Genomic DNA, 24,343 nt, shown 5'->3' with positions numbered 1-24,343 from the left:
CCTGCCAGCCCATCCCTTGTGGACGATACGCGAACCCGCCCAACTTTCGATAGCCCCAAAGGGTTATCGGCTCAACGGAGGGGTCCGAATGCGCGCGGAAGATAGTCGCAGAGCCTTGGCTGCGCAACAGTCCAAAGCCGTCCTGCGACACTTCGAGCCGCCCCATTGGGCAAAATCGCTCCAGTGAAACGATTTTAGGCGAGGAGGCCACGAGACCTGCGGTCGAATGGCGGCTCGAATGGCCTCACCCCGTGCCCAACGCGCTGCCGTGCCGGCAGGTTCAATTGACTCCGCCGGTCACCGGGTTCAAAAGCCTCTCGCCTTCCAGATACGGACACTCCCGATGACCAAGAAGATCGCTTTCCAGGGCGAGCCCGGCGCTTTCAGCCATGCCGCCTCGAACAATGTGTTCCCCGGTGAACAAGCGATTGGCTGCGTCACCTTCGAGGAGACCATCAACGCCGTGCAGTCCGGCAAGGCCGACTTCGCGGTGGTGCCGGTCGAGAACTCGCTCTATGGCCGCATCACCGATATCCATCACCTGCTGCCCGAAAGCGGCCTGCACATCATCGGCGAGACTTATCTCCGCGTCGAGATGACCCTGCTCGGCGTGCCCGGCGCCACGTTGGCCGATATCAAGGCCGTGCAGTCGCTGTCAGTTGCGCTCGGTCAGTGCCGCAAGTTCATCGCCGAAAACGGCTACCGCACCATCAATGCCGTCGATACCGCCGGCTCGGCGCGCGAAGTCGCCGAGAAGGGCGACAAATCCGTCGCCGCCATCGCCTCGCGCTTCGCTGGCGAGATTTATGGCCTCGATGTGTTGGCCTCCAATATCGAGGACGCCGCGCATAATACCACGCGCTTCCTCGTCCTTTCGCCGACGTCGCAGGAAGCCCCCGCCAACATCGGCAAGGTCAAGACCACCTTCGTGTTCCGCGTCCGCAACGTGCCAGCCGCGCTCTACAAAGCGATGGGCGGCTTTGCCACCAACGGCGTCAACATGACCAAGCTCGAAAGCTACATGGTCGGCGGCGCCTTCACCGCCACTCAGTTCTACGCCGATATCGAAGGCCACCCGTCCGATCCAGGCGTCGTCCACGCCTTCGAAGAGCTCGGCTTCTTTACCGACCATTTCAAGATTCTCGGCGTCTACCCGGCGACAGAGAATAAGTAGGCTTGCGGGGGATCAATCTCCCCGCAACACCTCGTCGACCACCGGCAGGTCATAGAACTTGCGCACCACTTCCCAGCCTTCTTCGGCGGTGTCGACGAAGTGGAACAGCTTGGTGTCGTCCGGCGCGATGGTGCCGGCTTCGGCCAAGGCCTCGAAATTGATAACCTTGCCCCAGAATTCCTTGCCGAACAGGATCAGCGGGATCGGGTCCATACGCCGTGTCTGGATCAGCGTCAGTGTCTCGAAAAACTCGTCCAGCGTGCCGAAGCCGCCGGGGAAAACCGCAACCGCCTTGGCGCGGATCAGGAAGTGGATCTTTCGCGTCGCGAAATAGTGGAAGTTGAAGCTCAACTCCGGCGTCACGTAGATATTGGGCGCCTGCTCATGCGGCAGCACGATATTGAGCCCGATCGAGGGTGCGCCGACATCGGCCGCGCCACGGTTACCCGCCTCCATCACCCCCGGCCCGCCGCCGGTGGTCACCACGAATTCCTTGAAATCCAGCGCCTTTGAGGTGGCCGACGCCAGTTGCGCAAAACGCCGCGCCTCGTCGTAGTATTTGGACGCCGCTTCGAGATTGGCCTTCTGCACCTCGTTCTTGGCCGCCCAGGCCGGCTTTCCCGGCGCCGGAATGCGCGCCCCGCCAAACAGCACCACCGTCGAATTGATGCCCTGCTCGCGCAGCCGGAATTCCGGCTTCATATATTCGAGCTGAAAACGTATGCCCCGCGTGTCTTCCGACGTCAGGAAGTCATCATCGGCAAAGGCCAGCCGAAACGCCGGCGACTCGGTTTGCGGCGTCGATGGCGCCCGCTTGCTGGCAGCGACGTCCTGGCTCGAGGTACGCAGCGATGTAGGACGTCGTTTGGCCATGCTTTTCGTCTCTTCTCTAATCGACCCGACCGCATACCGGGCGGCGCCCTGTCGAGCAAGGCATGGCGGTGGATAAGCGGCGATTGATCCGCAGGACCGAGACGCTGAGAGCGAGATGTTGCGCGCCACACTGGAAACGCTCTCCAACATCTTCGCCCCCTGAGGTCTTGCACTCGCCCTTTTTTATCAGCATATAGCGCTTCGGGAGGTTGGCGCGGACGTGTTCCTCGCCAACCGGGTCAGGTCCGGAAGGAAGCAGCCCCAACGAGACCTTCACGGGTCGATGCCAGCCTCCTACTTCGGCCTTTTGCGTAAAAGCTACCCAGCTCAGGCAGAGGCTTTCCCACCCGATGTGGTAAGAAAGCGAAATGGCTGGTTCCGATTCCCCATCATCGCCCTATCTCGTACTCGCCCGCAAATACCGGCCGCGCGATTTCACCACGCTTGTCGGCCAGGATGCCATGGTCCAGACGCTGGGCAATGCCTTCGCGCAGAACCGCATCCACCATGCCTTCATTCTCACCGGCGTGCGCGGCGTCGGCAAGACCACCACGGCCCGCATTCTGGCGCGCGCCTTCAACTACGAAGACGCCAATGGCGCTCACCCCACGCTCGACCTGAGCGTCGAAGGCGAGCACTGCCGCGCCATCATCGAAGGCCGCCACGTCGACGTCATCGAGATGGACGCCGCCAGCAATACCGGCATCAACGACATCCGCGAGATCATCGACTCGGTGAAATACGCGCCGTCCTCGGCCAAGTACAAAGTCTACGTCATCGACGAAGTGCATATGCTCTCGACGGCAGCCTTCAACGGACTGCTCAAGACGCTCGAAGAGCCGCCGCCCTATGTGAAATTCATTTTCGCCACCACCGAAATCCGCAAGGTTCCGGTGACCATCCTCAGCCGTTGCATGCGCTTCGACCTGCGCCGCATTACGCCCGAGATCATGTCCACCTATCTCGAGTCCATTCTTGGCCAGGAAGGCATCGGCTTCGAGCCAGAGGCGCTGGCGATGATCGTCCGTGCCGGCGAAGGCTCGGCCCGTGATAATCTTTCTCTCCTCGATCAGGCCATCGCCCACGGCAATGGAACGGTCACCGCCCATGCCGTCAAGGCCATGCTCGGCCTCGGCGACCGGGCGCGTATCATCGACCTGTTCGAGGAACTGATGGGCGGCCAGATCGGCCAGGCCATCGAGACCATGCGCAGCCTTTATGACATGGGCGCCGACCCTCAGACTCTGATTGCCGACCTCGCCGATTTCACCCATCTGGTGACCCGCATCAAGGTTGTCCCGGCCGCTGCTGACGATGTCTCGTTGACCCCTGATGAACGCAAGCGTGGCGCTGAACTCGCCGGCAAGCTGCCGATGCGGGCGCTGACCCGCGCCTGGCAGATCCTGTTCAAGGGCTATGACGAGGTCGCCCGCGCCAGCAATGGCCTGCAGGCTGCCGAAATGGCGCTGATCCGCCTGGCTTATGCCGCCGACCTGCCGAGCCCGGACGACCTGATCGCCAGGCTGGCCAACATGCCCGCGCCGGCACCCAGCCTGCCGCCCGCCGCGCCGATCAATCGTGGCCCCTCCGGCGGCGGTGGCGGTGGTGCTTCCGCCATGCGTGTCGACGCCCCGCGCCCGGTCATGACCGAGGCGGTTGCCATCCAGCCGGCGAAGCCGCAGGCCAATTTTCAACCAGCCCAGCCGCAGCCCGTCGTGCAGCCGGCCATGTCCACGGTCGGCTCTTACAAGGAACTGATCGCGCTGGCCGGTGCCAAGCGCGACGTGCTGGTCAAGCTGGCGCTCGAAGGTTCGATGCGCCCGATTTCCTTCGAGCAGGGCCGCATCGAGGTCGCGCTCACCGATGGTGCCGATCCTGGCATTATCGCGACGCTCTCCGCCCGCCTCCAGGCCTGGACCGGCCAGCGCTGGCTGATCATGGTGTCGACCAAGCCGCCCGAAGGCCTGACCGCGCGGCAGGAAAATGAACAGCGCACCGTGGCGGCTCACGCGGCGGCCCATGAAGATCCGCTGGTCAAAGCCATTCTTGAGACATTTCCCGGGGCCAAGGTTGTGAATGTGAAGGTGCGCGACGATGCCACCGTCGCCGAACCCGAAGTGCCCCCGCCACCACCTGAAGAGGACGACGAATGAAAGACATCATGGGTATGATGAAGGCTGCCGGTGAGATGAAAGGCAAGATGGAGGCCATGCAGGCCGAGCTTGCCGAGCTGGTCGTCGAAGGCCGTTCAGGTGGCGGCATGGTCGTGGTGTTGCTGAGCGGCAAGGGCGATCTCAAGGGTCTCAAGATCGATCCGTCGCTGTTCAAGGAAGACGATGTGGATGTGCTCGAAGACCTGATCATCGCCGCGCATGCCGACGCCAAGGGCAAGTCCGAAGCCGAAATGCAGCGCAAGATGAGCGAAGTCACCGCGGGTCTTCCCATCCCGCCCGGCATGAAGTTTCCGTTCTAGACCCGGCGCATGGCCAGCGGCGGACCCGAGATTGAACAGCTGATCCAGCTGCTGGCGCGCCTGCCAGGGCTTGGGCCGCGTTCGGCTAGGCGTGCCGTGCTGCATATGGTCAAGAAGCGGGAGCAGCTGATGCTGCCCCTTTCGGCAGCGCTGGACCGGGCCGTCGCCGTGGTGCGGACCTGCGAAGTCTGCGGCAATATCGATACCAAAAGCCCTTGCACCATCTGTGCCGATCCACGCCGCGACAGCGGCATGCTGATCGTCGTCGAAGATGTGTCGGACCTTTGGGCGCTCGAACGCGCTGGCGTCGGCCAGGTTAATTATCACGTCCTCGGCGGCGTGCTGTCCCCACTCGACGGCGTCGGCCCCGATGACCTGACTGTCGATGCACTGATCGCTCGCGCGCCGGATTTCGCCGAGATTGTGCTGGCAGTTAACGCCACCGTCGAAGGCCAGACCACGGCGCATTACATCACCGATCGCCTCGCCGGCTCTGGGTTGAAAGTTACCCGCCTAGCCCACGGCGTCCCCGTAGGCGGCGAACTGGATTATCTCGACGAAGGCACGCTGAGCCAAGCGCTCAAGGCCCGGACAGAGGTCTAGGGGGCACGCCATCTCACTAACCTTTTCCTCGGGCTCGACCCGAGGGCCATTCGCCGTTTGCTCCGGGTTGCTAGTGGCCCTCGGGTCAAGCCCGAGGGAGAAAGTTTAGATAAGCCTGAGCCAGTAACCTCTACCTCATGCCATCCTCCGGCTTGAACCCGTCGCCCTCATCCCACTCAGTTTCATCGAGCGGCTCGGGTTCTTCACCATCATCATCACCCTCAATGGCCTCTCTGGCCTCTTCGTCGTCGGGTGACAGTGCGTCGAGGCGGCTGGCTGGATCGATATCGAAGGTCGGCGCCAGACCAGCAAAATCATCCGCCTCGTCGGCGTTGGCGAGAGTGGCACTAAGCTCGTCGATTGCCCGGTCCAACTCGTCCAGCATCGCAGCCGGGTCTTCATCTCCCCAATCACCGCTCTCGCGAATGGCGTTCTCGTCTCGCAACTCGCGCAGACGGGCCAGTCGTTCGGACGCCGGGCGGTCTTCGCCATAAAGCAACTCTTCAACCTCGGCCTGCGTGTAGGGTTGGGCAATGCCGGGCTGGTCGGCATTATCGAAGTTGGTGTCCTGCGGCACTATGGTGTCGTGATACTGAGCCATTTCCGTCTCCCGCTTGGGTTGATCTGGCTAGCCAACGCTTCAGCGCGCAGGTGGTTCGAGCCGACGGAACGCTTGTGATCGCTCTCCGGTTGTTCGGGAGCACGACAGGAGAACGAAATGGCCTTCCGAACGGGATCAAAAGTCAGCTGGAAGTGGGGCGCCCATACCGCCCATGGGAAAATCGTTGAGAGCTTCACCGAAAAAGTAACCCGTACTCTCAAGGGCAGCGAAGTCACCCGTGGGGCGAGCCGGAAGGAGCCTGCTTATCTCATAGAACAGGACGACGGGGACCAAGTACTCAAGAGCCGCAGCGAGCTGACCGCCGACTAGGCCAGGTCGCCCGGCTCGTCCTTGCCGACGATGCGCAGGGTAGGGGGCTCTTCCGCACCACTGTCCCAGCCGGTAGGCAGCGTCTTGTTGGTCTTGGCACCCAGGTCGCGCAACAACTCCACCTGCCGGACCACATTGCCTCGCCCCGTCGAAAGCTGCCCCTTGGCATCCTCGAAGCTCAGCCGGGCCTTCTCCAGATGGCCGTCCAGCTTGTCCATGCTGGAGAGGAAACCGGCAACCTTTTCGAACAGCGCGCCAGCCCGCTCGGCGATCTCGTCGGCATTGCGGTGGCGCTTTTCGATATCCCAGACGTTCCGCACCGTGCGCAATACCGTCATCAGCGTTGTCGGTGTCGTCAGCATCACGCCCTGGCTCATGCCATATTCGAACAGCTTCGGATCGGCCTGGATCGCCGTCGCAAGTGCGGATTCGATCGGCACGAACATCATCACATAGTCGAGGCTGCTGCGCGCATGCTTCTGGTAGGTCTTCTCGCCCAGCGTGCGGATATGGCCGCGTACCGATACGATATGGGCGGCGAGATGGCCGGGGCGCGTGTCGTCCTCGCAATTGGTATAGGCCTCGAAGGCGGTCAGCGACACTTTGGAGTCGATCACCAGCCGGTCGTCGTTGGGCATCAGGATTTCGACATCGGTGCGCAGTCGCGAACCATCGGCGCCAGTATGGCTCTGCTGCGTCACATACTGCTCGCCCTCGCGAAGCCCCGAACGTTCCAGAATAGTCGAGAGGATCATCTCGCCCCAGGCGCCCTGGGTCTGCGAATTGCCCTTTAGCGCCTTGGTCAGGTTGTTCGCCTCGGTTGTGATCTGCACATTGCTCTCGAGCAATTGCCGGATCTGCTCGCCCATGGTGGCGCGATCCTTGATCAGGCCGACGTGAAATTCGCCGATCTTCTCGTTGAGCGGCCTGAGCAACGTGTCGACCTGCTCGCGGTTTTGCTTGGTGAAGGTCTCGCTCTGGTCCTTTAGCGCGGCTCCGGCAATCAGCTTGAACTGGTCGGTCATTTCCTGCCGCACCGCCATCAGGCGCGCTTCGCTGGCTTGTGCATGCGCGGCCTGGGCGGTCATTTGCGCCTTCAGCGCGGCGTTTTCCGCCAGCAAGGTCTCGGCCTTCGCCCGCTCGGTGTCGAGCAGATCGCTGCCGCGCTGCCGCTCCACCCGAACCTGATGATCCAACTCCTGGATACGCCGGTCGCGTTCGCCCAGCTGCGTGGTAAATCCCTCGCGCAATTGCTCGACCAGGTGACCGCTGGCTTCGGCCGACCGGCTGGCGCCCGAACGCATCACCGCAATGGTCACGACCACCAGCACCAGCGCAGCCAGCGCCACGCCGCCGATCAGGGCCACGGCCAGCCTCACGGGATAATCGGCTATCGAGAAGAGTACAGTGTCCATCCAAACGTCTTACCGCGATTCGTCTGGTCGCAGAATGTTCTCGTATCGGCGGGGCACAAGAGTTGACCCAGGGCGCGGAAATACCATATCGAAGGTCAAATACTTTTTCTGCCGGACCTTCAGCATGGCTGTACGCCCTATTCTCGTCCTTCCCGATGCCCGCTTGCGCGCTGTCGCCGATCACATCATCGAGGTCGATGACGAGATCAAGGCGCTTGCCAAAGACATGCTCGACACTATGTACGATGCCCCCGGCATCGGCCTTGCCGCGCCGCAGATCGGCGTGCTGAAGCGCATCGTGGTGATGGACCTGGCCCCCGAAGGCGAAACGCCCGAGCCGCTCGTCATGATCAATCCGGAGATCACTCATTTCGGCGAGCAGATGCAGGTCACCGAAGAAGGGTGCCTGTCCATCCCCGAGCTGTATTACGAGGTCGAGCGCCCCAATGACGTCACGGTGACCTACACCGATCTCGACGGCAAGGAAGTGGTCAAGCAAGCCGAAGGCAAGCTTGCCGTCTGCATCCAGCACGAACTCGATCACCTCGATGGCGTGCTCTATATCGACTACCTCAGCCGCCTCAAGCGCGACCGCGTCATCAAGAAATTCGACAAGCAAGCCAAACGGGCCGCTGGCTGATGCCACGACCTCGTGGTTCGACTGGCTCACCATGAGGTCTACTGCTAGTTCAACGGACACCCCGTAGACCTCATCCTGAGCCTGTCGAAGGACGAGGTCGTGCCCAGGAGTTTGCCACAATGCGCGTTATTTTCATGGGCACGCCGGATTTTTCCGTTCCCACCCTCACCGAGATCGTCTCCTCGGGCCACGAGATTGTTGCGGTCTATACCCGGGCGCCCAAGCCCGCCGGCCGCGGCCAGGAAGAGCGCAAGTCGCCGGTGCATCTGGCGGCCGAAAACTTCGGCATTCCTGTTTTTACGCCGAAATCGCTCAAGGGCGAGGCCGAGCAGATCATCTTTGCCAGCCATGGCGCCGAACTGGCGATCGTCGTGGCCTATGGCCTGCTGCTGCCCAAGCCCATTCTCGACGCGCCCGAACTGGGCTGCCTCAACCTGCATGGCTCGCTGCTGCCACGCTGGCGTGGCGCCGCCCCGATCCAGCGCGCCATCATGGCCGGCGACACCCAGACCGGCGTCATGGTCATGCAGATGGACGAAGGCCTCGATACCGGCGCTGTTGCCGTCGGCGAAGTCATCCCGATCGGCCCGGATATGACAGCCGGCGAATTGCACGACACCATGATGCGCACCGGCGCCGATCTGATGGGCCGGGCGCTGGCAGCGCTGGAACGCGGCAGCCTCACGTTCACGCCGCAGGTTGAAACGGGCGCGGTCTATGCCAAGAAAATCGAAAAAACCGAAGCCCGCATCGACTGGTCGCGTCCTGCAGATGAAGTCCACAACCACATCCGCGGCCTGTCGCCGTTTCCCGGTGCCTGGTTCGAAGTCGATCTGGCCGGTAAATCCACCCGCGTAAAAGCCCTGCGCTCGACCCTCGGTCAGGGCGTAGGCGCGCCCGGCACCCTGCTCGATAACCTCACCATTGCCTGCGGCACCGGCGCCGTCCGCCTGACCCAGGTGCAGCGCGAAGGAAAAGGCGCCATGGACGCCGCCACTTTCCTGCGTGGGGCAGGGGTCCTGCCAACCACAGTCAACTGAGGGCAAATGTGCGACGAAGGATATCCATCAGGGCCTCTGCACCAACTCGATCAAGCTGAATGGTCTGGGAAGCCATATCAGGGTATTTTCTGCCGGGTTTGCCGTAAGTTTTAATGACAACATACGTCTCGCCGTTGATTTCAGCTCTCCCCGCTCTTGCTTCAACTTCTTGCTGGGCTGAAACACGCTCGGTCTCGAGCGAAGAGAACTTTCTTACTAGTGCCACCTGGGCCTCCAACATTTGACATATCGTTATAAGCTGACAATTGAATATGACGGAACGCCGTTTTCAGGCTGGCAGCGCCAGACCGAGCGTCCGAGCGTTCAGCAGGCACTAGAGGATGCGATCTTCGCCATGACCGGCGAAACCGTCACCACCCAGACCGCCGGCCGCACTGATGCCGGCGTGCATGCGACCGGGCAGGTGGCCCATTTCGACCTCACCAAGCAATGGGAGCCGCTCCGCGTCCGCGAGGCGCTGAACTTTCACCTGCGCCCGCACCCCGTGGCGGTCCTCACCGTCGAGGCCGCGCCCCACACCTTCGAGGCTCGCTTCTCGGCAAAGGCTCGACACTATGAGTATCGCATCCTGACCCGGCGTGCGCCGCCGGTTCTTGAGCGCAACCGCGTCTGGCACGTCTCAAAAAAACTCGATGCCGAGGCCATGGACCATGCCGCCAGTCTCATCCTCGGAACGCATGACTTCACCACCTTCCGCTCAACGGAATGCCAGGCTAACTCACCTGTGCGGACCTTGGATAAGTTTTCAGTGCGGGCAGAGCCGGACCATATCGTCATCAGCGCCAGCGCCCGCAGCTTCCTGCATCATCAAGTGCGCTCTATGGTCGGCTCGCTGCGGCTGGTGGGCGTGGGCAAGTGGTCGCCCCGCGATTTCCGCGCCGTGCTCGACGCCAGGGACCGTAGCCGCTGCGGCGCCATGGCGCCATCTGCAGGGCTATATCTGACCGGCGTCAGCTACTAGAGCGCTGGCGGTCCCATCAGCACGGCGACCACGGCCAGTGCCAGGAAGACGCCGACAGCCTGCGAAATAAACACCACGCCGATCTGCATCGGCTTCAGCGTGACGATGAAACGGCCAATATTGATAAAGGTCGTGATTGCAAGGATCGCCACCAGCAGCAGGATGATGATGCCGCTCGGGCCCAGCAGCGTGGACAGCAGCAGCAGGATGGACGACGCCAGCGTGACCCAGTTCGACGCTACGAGATATGGCACGAAGCCGTCCTGCCTTCCCATCTGGCGCAGCGCCACAAAGGCAGTCGCAGCCTGGGCGAGAAACAGCACGACGTTGATGATGATCGACTGCGTTGCACCGCCGGGCGGCAGCGGCACGCCCACCAGCACAGGACCAAAGCCGGCAAGGGCGACGGCGACCAGCGTGGCTATCAGGCTGCCGACGAGGCCGCGCTGGCTGAAATCGAAATAGGAAGCCGCCTCGCGACGGCCCATCACCAAGGCAACGCAGCCGCGCGCCGCAGCGCTCAGTTCATCGAGGAAGGTCGTGGTCGGTTTGGCCAAGGGCTTTTCTCGAAAGTTCAGAACGCAGGATTGCTGAGCATGTAGAGCGCCATGCGCATCGCCACAAGCAGCACGACGGTCAAAACTGCAAATCCTGCCGCAATGCCAATGTTCCAGCCCGTCGCGGCGCGCACCAGCCGATACAGCAGATAGCCTAGCGCGAGCCACGCCAGAATCACCACTGGCCCGCCGATCATCGCCAGCACGCCTTCGACGACCAGGAACACCGTGAGCGCATAAATGCCGGGGATCAACACCGGATAGACCGGCTCAGCGCTCTTGAGCAGGCTGCGCGTGCCCAGCAGGGTCAGCACCAGCGCGATCACCGGCAAGGCCAGAACGAACATCGCAGCGAGGATACCGGCGATGGACGGCATGCCGATGCTCATGGAGGCCAGGGCTACGGCGAGAAACGTCATGAAGGCATAAATCGCCAGCGCCGCCAGCAGGCCCGGCGTGGTCAGCGAAAACCGCCCGCGCCAGCCCGCCTCGCCGCGCAGTATAAGCATCCAGCCGGCCAAGGCGTCGCTGATCGCCTTCCAGATTTTCATGCGGCCTCTCCAAAGAAGCGGACCATGAAGGCGCGATAGATTTCGGTCAACCCGTTGAGGTCGGCGATCGAGATATGCTCGTCGGCCTTGTGCATCGAGGGGCCGACCAGTCCGCATTCCACCACCGGACCATGCTGCGCGATGAAGCGCGCGTCCGAGGTGCCGCCGCCGGTCGAGAATTCCGGCTTGCGGCCGGTGACGTCACTGATGACTGTGCCCAGTATTGCGACATCGTCGCTCAGCGGCGACAGGAACGAGCGCGCCGGGGCACCGGTGATATTGAACGTGACCGTGGCGCCCTTGGCATCCACCGTGGCGATCCGCCCGCGCACCCAATCCGCCAGCGTCTCGGGGGTCCACAGGTCGTTGTAGCGAATGTTGAACTTGATGGTCCCCGCCGCCGGGATCACGTTGCCGGTCGGGTTGCCGACGTCGATGGAGGTGACTTCGAGATTGCTGGCCGGAAAATGCTCGGTGCCGGTATCGATCTGGCTGTCCAGCGCCGAAACGATCCGCGCCAGTGCCGGCATCGGATTATTGGCCCGCTCGGGATAGGCCACATGGCCTTGCGTGCCGGCGACGGTAATAAGGCCCGACAGCGACCCGCGCCGCCCGATCTTGATGCTGTCGCCCAGCAGTGCCGCCGAACTCGGCTCGCCGACCAGCGCAAAATCGAAATGCTGCTGCTGTGCCTCGGCCCAGGCCATCAGCTTGGCAGTGCCGTTGATGGCGTCGGCTTCCTCGTCATTGGTAATGGCCAGCATCACCGTGCCCGCATCGGCGGGAATAGCCGCAGCCGCCGCAACAAAGGCTGCGACACCCGACTTCATATCAGCCGCGCCACGCCCATAAAGCATGCCATCGGCCTCACGCGGCGTGAAGGGATCCGACGTCCAGTTCGCCAGATCGCCCGGCGGCACCACATCGGTATGCCCGGCAAACAGCAGCCGACGACCACCAGTGCCGCGAACCGCAAACAGGTTATCGACCGGATACGACCCATCGCCCTCAAACCGCAGCCGCGTCACGACAAATCCGATCCCGCTCAGCGCCGCCTCCAGCACATCCAGCGCCCCAGCCGCCTCGGGCGTCACCGAGGGGCAAGCGATCAGGCGCTTCAGCAGGTCGAGAGCATCAAGGCTCATCTCTTAGTCCCGCAGCAATTCGTTGATGGCGGTCTTGCTGCGCGTCTGTGCATCGACCGTCTTGACGATGACGGCGCAGTAAAGGTTGGGGCCGGGATTTCCATTGGGCAGCGGCTTGCCGGGCAGCGAGCCGGAGACCACGACCGAATAGGGTGGCACCTTGCCGATATGGATTTCGCCGGTTGCACGATCGACGATCTTGGTCGAGGCGCCGATGAACACGCCCATCGAAATCACCGCGCCTTCGCCCACCACCACGCCCTCGACCACTTCGGAGCGCGCGCCGATAAAGCAATTGTCCTCGATGATCACCGGCCCGGCCTGCAGCGGCTCAAGCACGCCGCCAATGCCGACGCCGCCCGAGATATGCACGTTCTTGCCGATCTGGGCGCAGGAGCCGACGGTGACCCAGGTGTCCACCATGGTGTTTTCGTCGACATAGGCGCCGACATTGACGAAGCTGGGCATCAGGATGACGTTGCGGCCGATAAACGCCGGACTGCGCACGATGGCGCCGGGCACGGCGCGGAAGCCGGCATCACGAAAGTGGTTCTCGCTCCAACCTTCGAACTTGGTGGAAACCTTGTCCCAATAGTGCGAGCCGCCCGGTGCACCTTCGATCAGGCGGTTGTCGTTGAGGCGGAAGTTCAGCAGCACGGCCTTCTTGAGCCACTGGTTGACCCGCCATTCGCCATCGACCTTCTCGGCCACCCGCGCCACGCCGGTATCGAGCAGGCGCAGCGCCTCTTCGACGGCGTCGCGGACTTCGCCTTTGGTGTCGAAACGGATCTCGGCGCGGGCCTCGAAGGCATCATCGATGGTCTTGGCGAGATCGGCATAGCTCATGGCGGACGGTCCTTTTGAATGCAGCCGGACCATAGCCGGGACGCCACAAGTGTCAACCAGCGGACATGCCGAAGCGCCGCCTGTGTTGCGGGTTTCGCTAGACGAGCGGACCCCGAGACGGCAACCGCCTCGTAATGGGTAGATAAAAGTGAGACGACAGCGTCTCGGGGTTGCTGGGACTTTGTCGGAAGGCGGATCGTGACCCCAGCGTTTGCCGTAGCGCCCGCCCGATTGTCCCGTCCGCGCAGCCCAGGGTGAAGCGCGACCTCCACCCTCCCAACTGTCCCTCCGGACACCGGTCGCTGCAGCGCCGCTCGTATCCCGGAAGATGGGAGGATTATGCGGGAGGGTGAGGGGGCGGGGATAAGATGGATAAACTTGATGATTGGACACCGGCCGATGGCTCCCTCTCCCCTGAGGGGCGCATCCCAGCTCTTTCTTATCCCTCCCCCTTGTGGGGAGGGTGGCCCCGCAGGGGTCGGGTGGGGGTCCCCTTACTTTCGGCTTGCATCCCAGCTCTTCCACCATCCGCATTGCAACGTTTGCGCCAGTGTCACACTGTCCCGCTAGGCGTTCGCAGCGGCGAATCGGGGATTGTCTTGCAACATTTCAATATCGTGGTCATCGGCAGCGGTCCGGCTGGGCGTCGCGCGGCAGTACAGGCGGCCAAGCTGGGCAAATCGGTAATGGTGGTGGAAAACCGCCTGCGCCTAGGCGGCGTCTCGGTCCACACCGGCACCATCCCGAGCAAGACCCTGCGCGAGACCGTGCTCAACCTGTCCGGCTGGCGCGAGCGCGGCTTTTACGGCCTGTCCTATCGGGTCAAGAAGGACATCGAGGGCAAGGACCTCGGCGCCCGCCTGCGCATGACGCTCAATCACGAGATTGAGGTGCTGGAGCACCAGTTCGCCCGCAACGGCGTGCGCACCTTCGGCGGCATGGCACGATTTATCGATACGACCCATGTCGCGGTGACGCCGCCCGATGGCGACGAGGTGACATTCAGCTTCGATCATGCGGTGATCGCCGTGGGAACCACGCCCTACCGGCCGTCCAATATTCCGTTCAACGACCATTCCGTGCTCGACAGCGACAGCCTGGTGTCGGAGCCGCGCGTGCCGCGCAGCCTGACCGTCGTTGGCGCCGGCGTTATCGGCATCGAATATGCCACCATCTTTTCGGCGCTCGACGTGCCGGTGACCATCGTCGAGCCCAAGGATACCATTCTCGACTTCATCGACCGCGAGATCATCGAGGAATTCACCCATGACCTGCGCCAGCGCGGCGTGACCCTGCGACTGGGTACAAAGGTCGAAAAGGTCGAGCTCGACGAGCAGGGCTGGGCCGTCTCGACCCTTGCCGACGGCCGCCGTCTCCGCTCCGACATGCTGCTCTATGCCGCCGGTCGCTCTGGCGCCACGGCCGGCCTGGGGCTGGAAAACGCTGGCATCACCCCCGTCGATCGCGGCCGCCTCAAGGTCGATCCGGTGACCTTTCAGACCACGGTCCGCAATATCTACGCGGCCGGTGACGTCATCGGCTGGCCCTCGCTGGCCTCGACCTCGATGGAGCAGGGCCGTATTGCCGCCCTGCATGCCTGCGGCGCGCCCATGCCTCCCGCCCCCGAATTTTTCCCCTATGGCATCTATGCCGTGCCGGAAATCTCCACCGTCGGCCTTACCGAGCAACAGGTAAAGGCGCAGGGCATCCATTATGAAGCCGGCATTGCCCGTTTCCGCGAGACCTCGCGCGGCCACATCATGGGCCTGCAGTCCGGCATGATGAAGATGATCTTCGCGCTGGAAACCCGCAAATTGCTCGGCGTACACATCGTTGGCGAAGGCGCCACCGAGTTGATCCATATCGGCCAGGCGGTGCTCAACCTCGGCGGCACGCTGGATTATTTCGTCGAGAACGCCTTCAATTATCCAACGCTGGCCGAAGCTTACAAGATTGCCGCGCTCGACGCCTGGAACCGCATGCCAAGAGCCCTGCCGGTCGCGCCGGTCGAATAGGACGACGCACCAACCGCCACTAGCGCTAAGCCCTTCAAAGTCATAGGCTTGCGCCCAATGGAGGCCACCATGTCAGAACAGTTTGATGCCATCATTATCGGCGCCGGCCAGTCCGGGCCGTTCCTGGCTGCCAGGCTTGCCGATGCCGGCAAGAAAGTGGCGCTGATCGAGAAGGAACATCTCGGCGGCACCTGCGTCAACGACGGCTGCACGCCCACCAAAACGCTGGTGGCCAGCGCCCGCGCCGCCTGGTCGGCGCGCCACGCGGCGGAGTTCGGCGTCGTCCTCACGGGTTCGGTCACCGTCGATATGAAGGCGGTCAAGGCGCGCAAGGACAAGGTCGTCGGCGCCTCGGTCAAAAGCCTGACCGACTGGATCGGCAGCCTCAAGACTCTTGAATATATCAAGGGCACCGGCAGCTTCGTCTCGCCAACCGAAGTCAGCGTCGATAACCGCGTGCTGACCGCGCCGCAAATTTTCATCAATGCCGGCGCCACCGCCTCGGTGCCGGACTGGCCGGGCATCCGGACGGTGCCCTACCTCACCAATACCTCGATGATGAATCTCGACACCCTGCCGGGGCATCTGATCATTGCCGGCGCCAGCTATATCGGGCTCGAGTTTGCGCAGATGTATGCGCGCTTCGGCGCCAAGGTGACGGTGATCGAGCGCGGCGCACGGCCTGCGTCACGCGAGGACGAAGATGTTTCCACCGCCATCCGCGAAATCCTCGAGGCGGAAGGCGTCACCTTCCTGTTCGACACCACCATCGAGGCCTTGGCCAAGGCCGGCAACGGTGCGTTGCTGTCGCTGAAGTCCGGCGAACGCCGCGCCTCGGTGGAAGGCTCCCACTTCCTGGTCGCCGTCGGCCGTACCCCCAACAGCGCCGGGCTCAACCTTGAAGCGGCGGGCATCAAGACCGACGAGCGCGGCTATATCCCGGTCGACGATCACCTTCGCACCAAGGCCAGGGGCATCTGGGCCATGGGCGACATCAACGGCCGCGGCGCCTTCACCCATACCTCATATAATGACTTCGAAATCGTCGCCGACAATGTCATCGACCACGGCAAGCGCTCCATTGCCAAGCGCGTGCCGGTCTATGGCCTGTTCATCGATCCGCCACTCGGTCGCATCGGCATGAGCGAGACCGAGGTCCGCAAATCCGGCAAACCGGCGCTGATGGCCATCATGCCGATGAGCAAGGTGGCTCGGGCGCGCGAGCGCGGCGAAACGCAGGGCCTGATGAAGGTGCTGGTCGACGCCGAGAGCAAGCAAATTCTTGGCGCAACTATCTTAGGTATCGGCGGCGACGAGGTCATCCATTCGCTGCTGCAACTGATGGTGGCAGGGACGCCCTACACCACGATGATGCATACCGTACATATCCACCCAACGGTAACCGAGCTGATCCCATCGCTACTAGCAGACCTGAAGCCGCTGGAGTGAAGCAGGAATACCCCCACCCGACCCCTTCGGGGCCACCCTCCCCACAAGGGGGGAGGGATGAGAAAGAACTCGGACCGTCAGTCTGGCGCCTCCCTCCTCTGAATGGGGAGGGATTGAGGGTGGGGTGATGGGAGCCACGAAGATTATATTCGAAGGGCAGCCCCCCCTCACAAATCCCGGAAATGCACCGCTATGCCGCGCCCTCGGGCCTTGGCCGCATAACAGGCGGCGTCGGCTTCGCCCATGAAGCCGAGGGGGGAGGATGGCTGGTCGTCGATCGAGGTGATGCCGACGCTGGCGCCGATGTGATAGGTGCGGCCGGCCCATGAAAAGTCCAGCGAGCCGATGGCCCGAACGATCTTGTCGGCGAGGCGCTGGCCGCCCTCGCTGGAGCAATCGTTGAGCAAGACTCCGAATTCGTCGCCGCCGATTCGGGCTGCCAAGTCATGGCTACGGCAGGAACCGCGAATGGTTTGCGCCACTTGCTTGAGCAATGCATCGCCCGCCGCATGGCCGGCATTGTCGTTGACCGGCTTGAAGCGGTCGAGGTCGACATACAGCAGGCAATGCTTTCGCCCGCCACGTGCCGAAGCAATGGCCGCGTTCAGCGCCCGCTCGAAGGCGGGGCGATTGGGCAGGCCTGTCAGGTCGTCATGGGTGGCAGAATGGGCCAGTTCGCGCTGCATGGCGCGGCTTTGGGTGACGTCCTGGAACACCAGCACTGCGCCGCTGAGCCTGCCGAGTGGTGTCTTGAGTGGCGCGGCGGTGCAGCGGATATCGCGCTCTAAACCGCCTTTGCCGACCAGGATCATGTCGTCATCGAGATGAACTGGCATATCCCCCCCGAGGCAGAGCGCCACGGGGCAGGGCTGTATTTCGCCAGTGGCGCCATCCCGGACCCGGAAGATCGTCCGGACTTCTTCACCCACGGCATCGCTGGATTTCCAGCCGGTCAGCAGTTCGGCCGCGGGATTGATGAACACCACATGGCCGGAGTCATTGGTCGATATCATGCCATCAGCGATGGAATTGAGCGTTACGCGCAACCGCTCTTTTTCGGCCGCCAGTTCAAGCTCGACGGTTTTGATCCGGGTAATATCGGTGTCGGTGCCAAGCGTCCGCGTCGGCTTGCCGGCCTCGTCCCATTCCACCGGCTTGCCACGGCTGAGAATCCAGATGTAACGACCATCTGCGGTGAGTTCCCGATACTCTAGGAAATCAAAGGTCGCATCGCCCTCATCCTGGCGATGCACGTTGCTGCGAACATAGTCCACGTCGTCGGGGTGAATGCGGGCGAGCCACTTTTCCTCGTTACCGTCTACAATTTCGTCCGGCGCAATGCCGCGCATCATGCGCCACATGCGCGAATAAAACATCGTCTCATTGACGATGTCGTGGTCCCAAACGCCTTGCCCGGCGCTTTCGAGCGCGAAATTCAACCGGCTTTCCGAGTGCGCCAAGGCAGCTTCGGCCTTCTTCTGCAGCTCGATACTGGTCAACTGTGTGATGAGGTAGAGCGGGGAGCCGGCCGCATCGTCGCGCAGCAGCGACGCCGCCACGGTAACCCAGACCGTCTCGCCATCGGCGCGGCGGAAGCGGTGGTCGCCGCGAAAGTCTTCCGCCTCGTTGCGCATCAGCCGCTGCAATTGCAAACGGGCTATGCCGGTATCGTCTGGATGCATGATGTCGAGGATGTTCTGGCGGCCGTCGTCCTCGATCTGGTAGCCCAGCAGCGCGCTGAACGCCCTGTTGGCATAGACCATGCGACCGCTCATTTCGGACACCACCATGCCTACGGCAGCGTTCTCGACCACGCCCGCCAACATCGACCCGATTCGTGAGAAACGGGGCAAGGTCGGCGTTGCTATGGTCGGCGCGTGGACGGGCATGGGATTAATCTGCGTCACATCCCTTAATAACTGGCTTAAACCTGATTACAATTGAGTGCATGTGATCACAGTGGAAGTGACGCGATGAAATCGCGTTCGATCGCCAGCCCGTGCCATTCATTGGGGATTTCACTGTCGAAGATCAAAGTGTAGGGGCCCGTATAGCCGGCTTCCTCGGCCAGCCTGACGCAGGCGCCATAATCGGCTTCGTCCAGATCGCCGTCAATGAAGCCGGCCTTGGCATGGCACAGTTCGGCGACACCGAAGATCGACTTGAGATCGGAATACTTGTTGGGTCCGCCCCAATTGCCGAAATCGCCGAGCAGCCCGACGCGGCCATCGAGCTTGTCGAGCAGGTAATGCACATGCGCCGGTTCAGCCAGCAGGTCGAACCAGTTCTCGGTCACCAGCCGCACCGATGAGCCGGCATTGCCTTCGGACAAGGTGTTCAACGCCTTGATCGAGCGGTCCAGCGCATCACGGGTCGGCTTCTGCTTGCCGGCGATGACACGCGCATTTTCGGCGCCCAACTCATTGGCGATCTCGATCCAGCTGGCGATCCAGCGCGTGTCGCGCTCGCCATGCTCGGGATGGCTGATATCGCCGGCATCGATCAGCAGGGTTTGCAGCCGCACATTGGCGATACGCAACTGATCCTTGAGTTCGGCCAGGTAGATCGGGTCGCGGCTGCGCAGGTGGAAGGAGACGATTTCCAGCCGATGATAGCCATGATTGGCCAGAACCGACGGCAGGCCCAGCAGCGATTCCTCGCCTTCGCCGTAGCTTTCCTGCATCTGCCCGATCTCGGTGGTGGTCAGGTCATGCGGGTAGGTCATGCCCAGCAGGCGGTGCAGCGACCAGGTCGATACGGCGATGCGGTCAGCGCTGACGCTCATAAGTCTCATCCCTTTTCTTGCTATTGGATAAGACTGTGCGCCGGGCAAGCGTTCCGTTCAAGCCGCTTATGTCGCAATCGAAATTGTAAATAATGTTTTCATATACAAATAAATCTGACTTACCTTCGGCGATCTTGTCATGCGGCGCACACGGTCCAGGCCGTTAAATCTGTCCGGATTCCCGTATTGATCGACCCTATTTCGCCGTTCAGAATCCGTTCATCGTGCCCGTTTGACTTGAGTATAAGCCTGTCCTCAAGCTGGACGAGAGTTAGTTGAACGGGCCCCTGATGGCTCCCATCACCCCACCCTCGATCCCTCCCCATTCAGGGGAGGGAAGCCTGAGTTCAGCGGTCTGGACTCTTCTTATCCCTCCCCCTTGTGGGGAGGGTGCCCCCGAAGGGGTCGGGTGGATTTGGCCCCTAGACCTTGTAGATCCGCTCGGCGTTGCCGTGCAGCAGTTTGGCTTGTTCGTCTTCGCTGGCGCCGCTGATGATTTCACGCGTCGCGTTGACCCAGTCGGTGAGTGTGCCGCCGGTGGTGGTGGCGACGGGGTGGTCGCTGCCCCAGACCAGGCGGTCCCAGCCAAAGCTTTCGATCATGTGCTCGACATAGGGGCGCAGCGTCTCGGCGGTCCAGCCTGGAGCGCAGTGGTTGACCAGACCCGATATCTTGCCGATCACATTGGGATTGCGGGCGATTTCGCGCAGCGATGCGCGCCAGGGGTCGAGCCCTAACCCCTTGATGTCGGGGTTGCCGCAATGATCGAGGATGAACGCCACATCCGGCGCCCGCTGCACCAGATCGACGCCCAGATGTAACTGGTCGGCACGCAGGCAGAGATCAAAGCTCAGGTCATAATCGGGCAGGTGGCGGATGTTTTCGATGAACAGGTCGGACTGGCTGAGATCATCCGGCGCCTCATGCAAAATCCGGCGAACCCCCGTGATATGGGGGTGATCGCTAAGCTGCTCGATCTTGTCGACGAAATTCATATGCTCCGGGCGGCAGGCAGCGACGGCGCCCACAATACGGGGCAGGGTGACCACGAATTCGCTCTCGGCCATCATGTCACTTTCGGCGACATCGACCTCCATATGTAGCGCCGATTCAATGCCCAGCGGCACTGCCTCGGCGAAATAATCGTCGACCGACCATGGCTTGTTGATGGCCGGCGCGCCGCCAAGCCATGGGTAGTCGAACCGCTCGGGATAGATCAGGTGCAGATGGGTATCGAGGATGCGCATTGAACTATTCCTTGGCCCGGCGGGAAAGCTCGTGCCCCGCCACGCGGATCAACTCGAGCGCCTGCTGCATGTTGGGAGCATCGTATTTGTCGAGCCGCTGGGTGTATGGGCTGGTGATGACGGCCAGCACGCTGCCCATTGGCCCAAAGACCGGCACCGACAAATTGAACACACCCGGCGTCTGGGCGCTAGGCATGCTTTCATAACCTTGCTCGGCGATCTGGGTGAGCCGGGTTTCCAGCCCCTTGGGCATGGCTTCGGGATTCGAGAGGCCTTGCGCTTCGAGCATCAACGCGCGTTCTTCCGACGTCGCAAAGGCCAGGAACACATGTCCCGAGCCGGTGTTGACCAGCCCGATGCGGGAGCCGACGCGGATCGAAACGTTCCAATATCCGGGCCCGTCGACCTGCGCCACGACCACCAGGATGTTGCGGTCCCGCACCACCAGATGCACCGCCTGCTCGGCCTTGAGGGAGAAGCGGCGCAGCACCGGCGTCGCCTGGCTGATCAGCCGGTGCATGGGAGGCCGCGCATGGGCCATCTCGAACAGCTTGAGCGTGATCTCATAGCGGTCTTCTGGCGTGCGGCGAACATAGTCGCGCCGTACCAACCGGTCGAGCATGCGGTAAATCTCATTGGGTGAACGGTTGAGCGCCTTGGCGATTTCCGCCTGGCTCAGCCCGTCCGGAGTGGCCGCCAGCAGCTCGAGAATATCGAGCCCCTTGTCCAACGCAGGCGCGCGATAGCGATCTCCATCATCCTCGATCGCCACGTCTATCCCCCTCTCACCAGACCGCGCTAAAGTGTCACCTTCAGTCACCGATCGGTTAGCACACCGTTGGCATTTGAGTGCCCGTTCCGTGACCATTTCATAGCACCAACGGCACAACGACCGGTCTCGGATTCACTGCTGCGCAATCTGACATGTTAGTCTTGCGCGTCACCTTCATTTATGAATAGGTTGTTCGTATGCGCATCGCAAGAATGTGCGGAGGATATAATCAGCATGCCGATCAGCCCAGCGACAGCATTGTCGTCGAGCGTGGACGCCAGCGTTACGCCGCTGGTGGAGATGGTCGATATCGACAAGGCCTTTCCGGGCGTCCGGGCGCTGTCCCGTGCCCGCTTCGAACTGCGCGCTGGCGAGGTCCACGCCCTGATGGGCGAGAATGGCGCCGGCAAGTCGACGCTGATGAAAATCCTGTCCGGTGTGTACACCCGCGATGCCGGTCAGGTGCGCCTCAATGGCCAGCCGGTCGAGATCACCAGCCCGCGCCAGGCTCAGGACATGGGCATCGGCATCATCCACCAGGAACTGGCGCTGATGCGCGACCTGACGGCAGCGCAGAATATTTTCATCGGCCGCGAACCGCGCCGGGCCTTCCTTCTCGATGAGGGCGCGCTGAACCGCGACACCCAGGCGATCTTTGATTCGATGAATCTGAAGCTCGAGCCGACGGTGAAGGTAGAGACGCTGACCATTGCCAAGCAGCAGATGGTCGAGATCGCCAAGGCGCTGAGCTACCAGTCGCGTGTGCTGATCATGGACGAGCCGACTGCGGCGCTCAACGACGCAGAGATTGCCGAGCTATTCACCATCATCAATCGGCTCAAGGCCGAAGGCGTTGGAATTGTCTACATTTCCCACAAGATGGACGAGATCAAACGCATCTCGGACCGCGTGACGATCATGCGCGACGGCGAATACGTTGGTACCGTGCCAGCCGCCGATACTCCAATCGAGACCATCATTTCCATGATGGTGGGCCGCACGTTGACCAATGATGCACTGGTCATTCCCGATACATCGGCCGCGCCGGTAGCGCTCGAAGTGCGCAACCTCAACCGCGGCCGCGAAATCCGTGACGTCAGCTTTTCGGTACGTAAGGGCGAAATCCTCGGCCTCGCCGGCCTGATGGGCGCCGGCCGAACCGAAGTGGCACGCGCCATCTTCGGCGCCGATCCGCGTGAGAGCGGGGAAATCTGGGTCAACGGCAATCGCGTCGGCATCTCTTCACCGCAGGACGCGGTGCGCGCCGGGATTGGCTACCTGTCGGAAGACCGCAAGCAGTTCGGTTTGGCGACCGGGCTCGACGTGCGCAACAACATTGCGCTGGCAAGCCTGGAACGGTTCATTGGACCGGGTGGCGTCATCAACGATAGCGCGATGCACGAGACGGCGGAGAAGTTCATTCGCCAGCTCTCGATCAAGACCCCGAGTGACACTCAGGAAGCCCGGCTGCTGTCGGGCGGTAATCAGCAAAAGGTGGTCATTGCCAAATGGCTGCTGCGCGATTGCGATATCCTGATCTTTGACGAGCCGACGCGCGGCATCGACGTCGGCGCCAAGGCCGAGATTTACAAACTGCTCAATGCACTGGCCGAACAGGGTCGGGCGATCATCGTCATTTCTTCCGAGCTGCCGGAAATCCTGCGCCTCAGCCACCGCATCGCCGTGATGTGCGAGGGCCGCCTGACTGGCGTGCTGCCGGGTGGTTCGAGCCAGGAAGAAATCATGCGGCTGGCGACCTTGCGCCCGAGTGCCGTGGCCGAAACCAATTCTGAACGGAAGTCCGCATGACCGACACAACCGCTCCCGCCGCCAAATCCGGCGTGCGCATCTCTGGCGCTTTCCATCGACTGCTGGCCTTTTCGGGGCTGATTGCGCTGGTGGTGGTGTTCAGTATCGCCTCCCCAAATTTCATGCAGACGCAGAATGTGCTGGCCATCCTGCAGGCAACCTCGGTCAACGGCGTTCTCGCCATCGCCGCGACGCTGGTAATCATTACCGGCGGCATCGATCTGTCGGTCGGTACACTTATGACTTTCTGCGCCGTGATTACCGGCGTGGTGCTGACCAATCTCGGCATGCCACTGCCGCTTGGCATCTTGGCCTCCATCCTGGCGGGCACGTTCTGCGGGCTGATTTCGGGCACCATCATCGCCAAGCTCAAGGTGCCGCCCTTCATCGCAACCCTGGGCATGATGCTGATCCTCAAGGGCCTGTCGCTGGTGATTTCGGGCACCAAGCCGATCTATTTCAACGACACACCCGGCTTCAACCAGATCGCCCTCGGCTCGGCCGTAGGCTCGATCTTTCCGTCCTTGCCGGTGCCCAATGGCGTGCTGATCCTGTTCCTGGTCGCCGCTATCGCAGCTTTCGTGCTGAGCAGGACGGCGCTCGGTCGCTACACCTTTGCGCTGGGCAGCAATGAAGAGGCCGTGCGCTTGTCGGGCGTCAATGTCGACCGCTGGAAGATCGCCGTCTATGCCACCGCGGGCGGCATCTGCGGCGTAGCGGGCCTGCTCATTGCGAGCCGCCTCAATTCGGCGCAGCCGGCGCTGGGCCAAGGCTATGAGCTCGATGCCATTGCGGCCGTAGTCATCGGTGGTACCTCGCTCAGCGGCGGTCGCGGCACCGTTGTCGGCACGCTGATCGGCGCGCTCATCATTTCCGTGCTGGCCAATGGCCTGCGCATTCTTTCGGTGGCTCAGGAGTGGCAGACGGTCGTGACCGGCTCGATCATCATCCTGGCCGTCTATGCCGATATCCTGCGGCGCCGCACACTTTAAGCGCCGGTTACGCTGTGCCCGCTCGGGCGCCAACAAGAGGGCGG

The 24,343-nt window shown here is 62.3% G+C and carries 24 protein-coding genes and 1 other RNA gene; 13 read left to right on the top strand and 12 right to left on the bottom strand.

The window, feature by feature from the left end; translation table 11 throughout:
• Positions 1 to 343 precede the first annotated feature (343 nt).
• Positions 344 to 1,174 (top strand): prephenate dehydratase, encoded by an 831-nt coding sequence (locus WH91_RS10155; protein WP_046170850.1) that lies wholly within the window; start codon positions 344 to 346, stop codon positions 1,172 to 1,174.
• Positions 1,175 to 1,186: 12 nt separating this feature from the next.
• On the opposite strand, the gene WH91_RS10150 is transcribed toward WH91_RS10155, so the two are convergent.
• On the bottom strand, positions 1,187 to 2,047 hold the full coding sequence (locus tag WH91_RS10150) for an LOG family protein (RefSeq protein ID WP_046170849.1): 861 nt from the start codon (positions 2,045 to 2,047) through the stop codon (positions 1,187 to 1,189).
• Positions 2,048 to 2,250: 203 nt separating this feature from the next.
• Here WH91_RS10150 and ffs point away from each other — a divergent pair.
• The 4 genes from ffs (at position 2,251) to recR (ending at position 5,123) form a co-directional block, all read left to right on the top strand.
• Positions 2,251 to 2,346: signal recognition particle sRNA small type (ffs, locus tag WH91_RS23360), an RNA gene on the top strand.
• 69 nt (positions 2,347 to 2,415) lie between these two features.
• Positions 2,416 to 4,200, top strand: a complete 1,785-nt coding sequence (locus tag WH91_RS10145; RefSeq protein WP_046170848.1) for a DNA polymerase III subunit gamma/tau — start codon at positions 2,416 to 2,418, stop codon at positions 4,198 to 4,200.
• Positions 4,197 to 4,520: a YbaB/EbfC family nucleoid-associated protein gene (locus tag WH91_RS10140; RefSeq protein WP_046170847.1), complete on the top strand. Its 324-nt coding sequence runs from the start codon at positions 4,197 to 4,199 to the stop codon at positions 4,518 to 4,520. Before WH91_RS10145 ends, WH91_RS10140 begins: the two co-directional genes overlap by 4 nt.
• Positions 4,521 to 4,529: 9 nt before the next feature.
• Positions 4,530 to 5,123 carry a recombination mediator RecR gene (recR, locus tag WH91_RS10135; RefSeq protein WP_046170846.1) on the top strand — a complete coding sequence of 198 codons (594 nt, stop codon included), beginning with the start codon at positions 4,530 to 4,532 and terminating at the stop codon, positions 5,121 to 5,123.
• 130 nt (positions 5,124 to 5,253) lie between these two features.
• On the opposite strand, the gene WH91_RS10130 is transcribed toward recR, so the two are convergent.
• A complete protein-coding gene (locus tag WH91_RS10130) occupies positions 5,254 to 5,724 on the bottom strand; it encodes a hypothetical protein (protein WP_046170845.1) in 471 nt (156 codons plus the stop codon).
• 117 nt (positions 5,725 to 5,841) lie between these two features.
• On the opposite strand from WH91_RS10130, the gene WH91_RS10125 reads away from it, so the two are divergent.
• Positions 5,842 to 6,054, top strand: a complete 213-nt coding sequence (locus tag WH91_RS10125) for a hypervirulence associated TUDOR domain-containing protein (RefSeq protein WP_046170844.1) — start codon at positions 5,842 to 5,844, stop codon at positions 6,052 to 6,054.
• Here the strand turns inward: WH91_RS10125 and WH91_RS10120 are convergent.
• Positions 6,051 to 7,469: a DNA recombination protein RmuC gene (locus WH91_RS10120; RefSeq protein ID WP_052952726.1), complete on the bottom strand. Its 1,419-nt coding sequence runs from the start codon at positions 7,467 to 7,469 to the stop codon at positions 6,051 to 6,053. The genes WH91_RS10125 and WH91_RS10120 overlap by 4 nt on opposite strands.
• Before the next feature lie 124 nt (positions 7,470 to 7,593).
• On the opposite strand from WH91_RS10120, the gene def reads away from it, so the two are divergent.
• Complete coding sequence (def, locus tag WH91_RS10115) at positions 7,594 to 8,109, top strand: peptide deformylase (protein ID WP_046170843.1); 516 nt, start codon at positions 7,594 to 7,596, stop codon at positions 8,107 to 8,109.
• Between the two features lie 119 nt (positions 8,110 to 8,228).
• Positions 8,229 to 9,149: a methionyl-tRNA formyltransferase gene (fmt, locus tag WH91_RS10110; protein ID WP_046170842.1), complete on the top strand. Its 921-nt coding sequence runs from the start codon at positions 8,229 to 8,231 to the stop codon at positions 9,147 to 9,149.
• Here the strand turns inward: fmt and WH91_RS10105 are convergent.
• On the bottom strand, positions 9,142 to 9,375 hold the full coding sequence (locus WH91_RS10105) for a hypothetical protein (protein WP_046170905.1): 234 nt from the start codon (positions 9,373 to 9,375) through the stop codon (positions 9,142 to 9,144). The two genes, fmt and WH91_RS10105, sit on opposite strands and share 8 nt — an antisense overlap.
• A 15-nt stretch (positions 9,376 to 9,390) precedes the next feature.
• Between WH91_RS10105 and truA the strand changes: the two genes are divergently transcribed.
• A complete protein-coding gene (gene truA / locus WH91_RS10100; RefSeq protein WP_046170841.1) occupies positions 9,391 to 10,131 on the top strand; it encodes a tRNA pseudouridine(38-40) synthase TruA in 741 nt (246 codons plus the stop codon).
• Here truA and WH91_RS10095 read toward each other — a convergent pair.
• From WH91_RS10095 to dapD, 4 genes are read right to left on the bottom strand one after another with little or no spacing between them, the layout of a single operon-like run.
• The gene (locus tag WH91_RS10095) at positions 10,128 to 10,688 is read right to left on the bottom strand and encodes a hypothetical protein (protein ID WP_046170840.1); all 561 of its coding nucleotides are present in this window, start codon (positions 10,686 to 10,688) and stop codon (positions 10,128 to 10,130) included. The genes truA and WH91_RS10095 overlap by 4 nt on opposite strands.
• A 17-nt stretch (positions 10,689 to 10,705) precedes the next feature.
• Positions 10,706 to 11,239 (bottom strand): hypothetical protein, encoded by a 534-nt coding sequence (locus WH91_RS10090; RefSeq protein ID WP_046170839.1) that lies wholly within the window; start codon positions 11,237 to 11,239, stop codon positions 10,706 to 10,708.
• Complete coding sequence (gene dapE, locus WH91_RS10085) at positions 11,236 to 12,384, bottom strand: succinyl-diaminopimelate desuccinylase (RefSeq protein ID WP_046170838.1); 1,149 nt, start codon at positions 12,382 to 12,384, stop codon at positions 11,236 to 11,238. Before dapE ends, WH91_RS10090 begins: the two co-directional genes overlap by 4 nt.
• A 3-nt stretch (positions 12,385 to 12,387) precedes the next feature.
• Entirely contained in the window at positions 12,388 to 13,230 is an 843-nt protein-coding gene (gene dapD / locus WH91_RS10080; protein ID WP_046170837.1) for a 2,3,4,5-tetrahydropyridine-2,6-dicarboxylate N-succinyltransferase, read from the bottom strand.
• Positions 13,231 to 13,829: 599 nt separating this feature from the next.
• On the opposite strand from dapD, the gene sthA reads away from it, so the two are divergent.
• Together sthA and WH91_RS10070 are read left to right on the top strand one after the other, a co-directional pair.
• A complete protein-coding gene (gene sthA / locus WH91_RS10075) occupies positions 13,830 to 15,245 on the top strand; it encodes a Si-specific NAD(P)(+) transhydrogenase (RefSeq protein ID WP_046170836.1) in 1,416 nt (471 codons plus the stop codon).
• A 69-nt stretch (positions 15,246 to 15,314) separates the two neighbouring features.
• Positions 15,315 to 16,694, top strand: coding sequence for an FAD-containing oxidoreductase (locus WH91_RS10070; protein WP_143078029.1), 1,380 nt, complete (start codon positions 15,315 to 15,317; stop codon positions 16,692 to 16,694).
• Between the two features lie 167 nt (positions 16,695 to 16,861).
• Here WH91_RS10070 and WH91_RS10065 read toward each other — a convergent pair whose 3' ends face one another.
• From WH91_RS10065 to WH91_RS10050, 4 genes are all read right to left on the bottom strand, one after another.
• On the bottom strand, positions 16,862 to 18,583 hold the full coding sequence (locus tag WH91_RS10065) for a diguanylate cyclase domain-containing protein (RefSeq protein WP_082102093.1): 1,722 nt from the start codon (positions 18,581 to 18,583) through the stop codon (positions 16,862 to 16,864).
• Positions 18,584 to 18,648: 65 nt separating this feature from the next.
• Positions 18,649 to 19,479 (bottom strand): sugar phosphate isomerase/epimerase family protein, encoded by an 831-nt coding sequence (locus WH91_RS10060; RefSeq protein ID WP_143078030.1) that lies wholly within the window; start codon positions 19,477 to 19,479, stop codon positions 18,649 to 18,651.
• Between the two features lie 422 nt (positions 19,480 to 19,901).
• Complete coding sequence (locus tag WH91_RS10055; RefSeq protein WP_046170833.1) at positions 19,902 to 20,726, bottom strand: amidohydrolase family protein; 825 nt, start codon at positions 20,724 to 20,726, stop codon at positions 19,902 to 19,904.
• Between the two features lie 4 nt (positions 20,727 to 20,730).
• Positions 20,731 to 21,498, bottom strand: coding sequence for an IclR family transcriptional regulator (locus tag WH91_RS10050; protein ID WP_046170832.1), 768 nt, complete (start codon positions 21,496 to 21,498; stop codon positions 20,731 to 20,733).
• Positions 21,499 to 21,732: 234 nt separating this feature from the next.
• Here WH91_RS10050 and WH91_RS10045 point away from each other — a divergent pair, with 234 nt between their 5' ends.
• Together WH91_RS10045 and WH91_RS10040 are read left to right on the top strand one after the other, a co-directional pair.
• Complete coding sequence (locus tag WH91_RS10045) at positions 21,733 to 23,307, top strand: sugar ABC transporter ATP-binding protein (RefSeq protein ID WP_210165773.1); 1,575 nt, start codon at positions 21,733 to 21,735, stop codon at positions 23,305 to 23,307.
• The gene (locus tag WH91_RS10040; protein ID WP_046170831.1) at positions 23,304 to 24,299 is read left to right on the top strand and encodes an ABC transporter permease; all 996 of its coding nucleotides are present in this window, start codon (positions 23,304 to 23,306) and stop codon (positions 24,297 to 24,299) included. The genes WH91_RS10045 and WH91_RS10040 overlap by 4 nt, the downstream gene beginning before the upstream one ends.
• Positions 24,300 to 24,343: the final 44 nt, after the last annotated feature.

Source organism: Devosia psychrophila (assembly GCF_000971275.1).
Classification (GTDB): domain Bacteria; phylum Pseudomonadota; class Alphaproteobacteria; order Rhizobiales; family Devosiaceae; genus Devosia; species Devosia psychrophila.
This window is presented reverse-complemented; position numbering and strand designations above follow the sequence as displayed.

Excerpts from the sequence above, each read along its gene's own strand:
- WH91_RS10155 (WP_046170850.1), top strand. The coding sequence starts at position 344 with ATGACCAAGAAGATCGCTTTCCAGGGCGAGCCCGGCGCTTTCAGCCAT.
- WH91_RS10150 (WP_046170849.1), bottom strand. The coding sequence starts at position 2,047 with ATGGCCAAACGACGTCCTACATCGCTGCGTACCTCGAGCCAGGACGTC.
- WH91_RS10145 (WP_046170848.1), top strand. The coding sequence starts at position 2,416 with ATGGCTGGTTCCGATTCCCCATCATCGCCCTATCTCGTACTCGCCCGC.
- WH91_RS10140 (WP_046170847.1), top strand. The coding sequence starts at position 4,197 with ATGAAAGACATCATGGGTATGATGAAGGCTGCCGGTGAGATGAAAGGC.
- recR (WP_046170846.1), top strand. The coding sequence starts at position 4,530 with ATGGCCAGCGGCGGACCCGAGATTGAACAGCTGATCCAGCTGCTGGCG.
- WH91_RS10130 (WP_046170845.1), bottom strand. The coding sequence starts at position 5,724 with ATGGCTCAGTATCACGACACCATAGTGCCGCAGGACACCAACTTCGAT.
- WH91_RS10125 (WP_046170844.1), top strand. The coding sequence starts at position 5,842 with ATGGCCTTCCGAACGGGATCAAAAGTCAGCTGGAAGTGGGGCGCCCAT.
- WH91_RS10120 (WP_052952726.1), bottom strand. The coding sequence starts at position 7,469 with ATGGACACTGTACTCTTCTCGATAGCCGATTATCCCGTGAGGCTGGCC.
- def (WP_046170843.1), top strand. The coding sequence starts at position 7,594 with ATGGCTGTACGCCCTATTCTCGTCCTTCCCGATGCCCGCTTGCGCGCT.
- fmt (WP_046170842.1), top strand. The coding sequence starts at position 8,229 with ATGCGCGTTATTTTCATGGGCACGCCGGATTTTTCCGTTCCCACCCTC.
- WH91_RS10090 (WP_046170839.1), bottom strand. The coding sequence starts at position 11,239 with ATGAAAATCTGGAAGGCGATCAGCGACGCCTTGGCCGGCTGGATGCTT.
- dapE (WP_046170838.1), bottom strand. The coding sequence starts at position 12,384 with ATGAGCCTTGATGCTCTCGACCTGCTGAAGCGCCTGATCGCTTGCCCC.
- dapD (WP_046170837.1), bottom strand. The coding sequence starts at position 13,230 with ATGAGCTATGCCGATCTCGCCAAGACCATCGATGATGCCTTCGAGGCC.
- WH91_RS10070 (WP_143078029.1), top strand. The coding sequence starts at position 15,315 with ATGTCAGAACAGTTTGATGCCATCATTATCGGCGCCGGCCAGTCCGGG.
- WH91_RS10065 (WP_082102093.1), bottom strand. The coding sequence starts at position 18,583 with ATGCCCGTCCACGCGCCGACCATAGCAACGCCGACCTTGCCCCGTTTC.
- WH91_RS10060 (WP_143078030.1), bottom strand. The coding sequence starts at position 19,479 with ATGAGCGTCAGCGCTGACCGCATCGCCGTATCGACCTGGTCGCTGCAC.
- WH91_RS10055 (WP_046170833.1), bottom strand. The coding sequence starts at position 20,726 with ATGCGCATCCTCGATACCCATCTGCACCTGATCTATCCCGAGCGGTTC.
- WH91_RS10045 (WP_210165773.1), top strand. The coding sequence starts at position 21,733 with ATGCCGATCAGCCCAGCGACAGCATTGTCGTCGAGCGTGGACGCCAGC.
- WH91_RS10040 (WP_046170831.1), top strand. The coding sequence starts at position 23,304 with ATGACCGACACAACCGCTCCCGCCGCCAAATCCGGCGTGCGCATCTCT.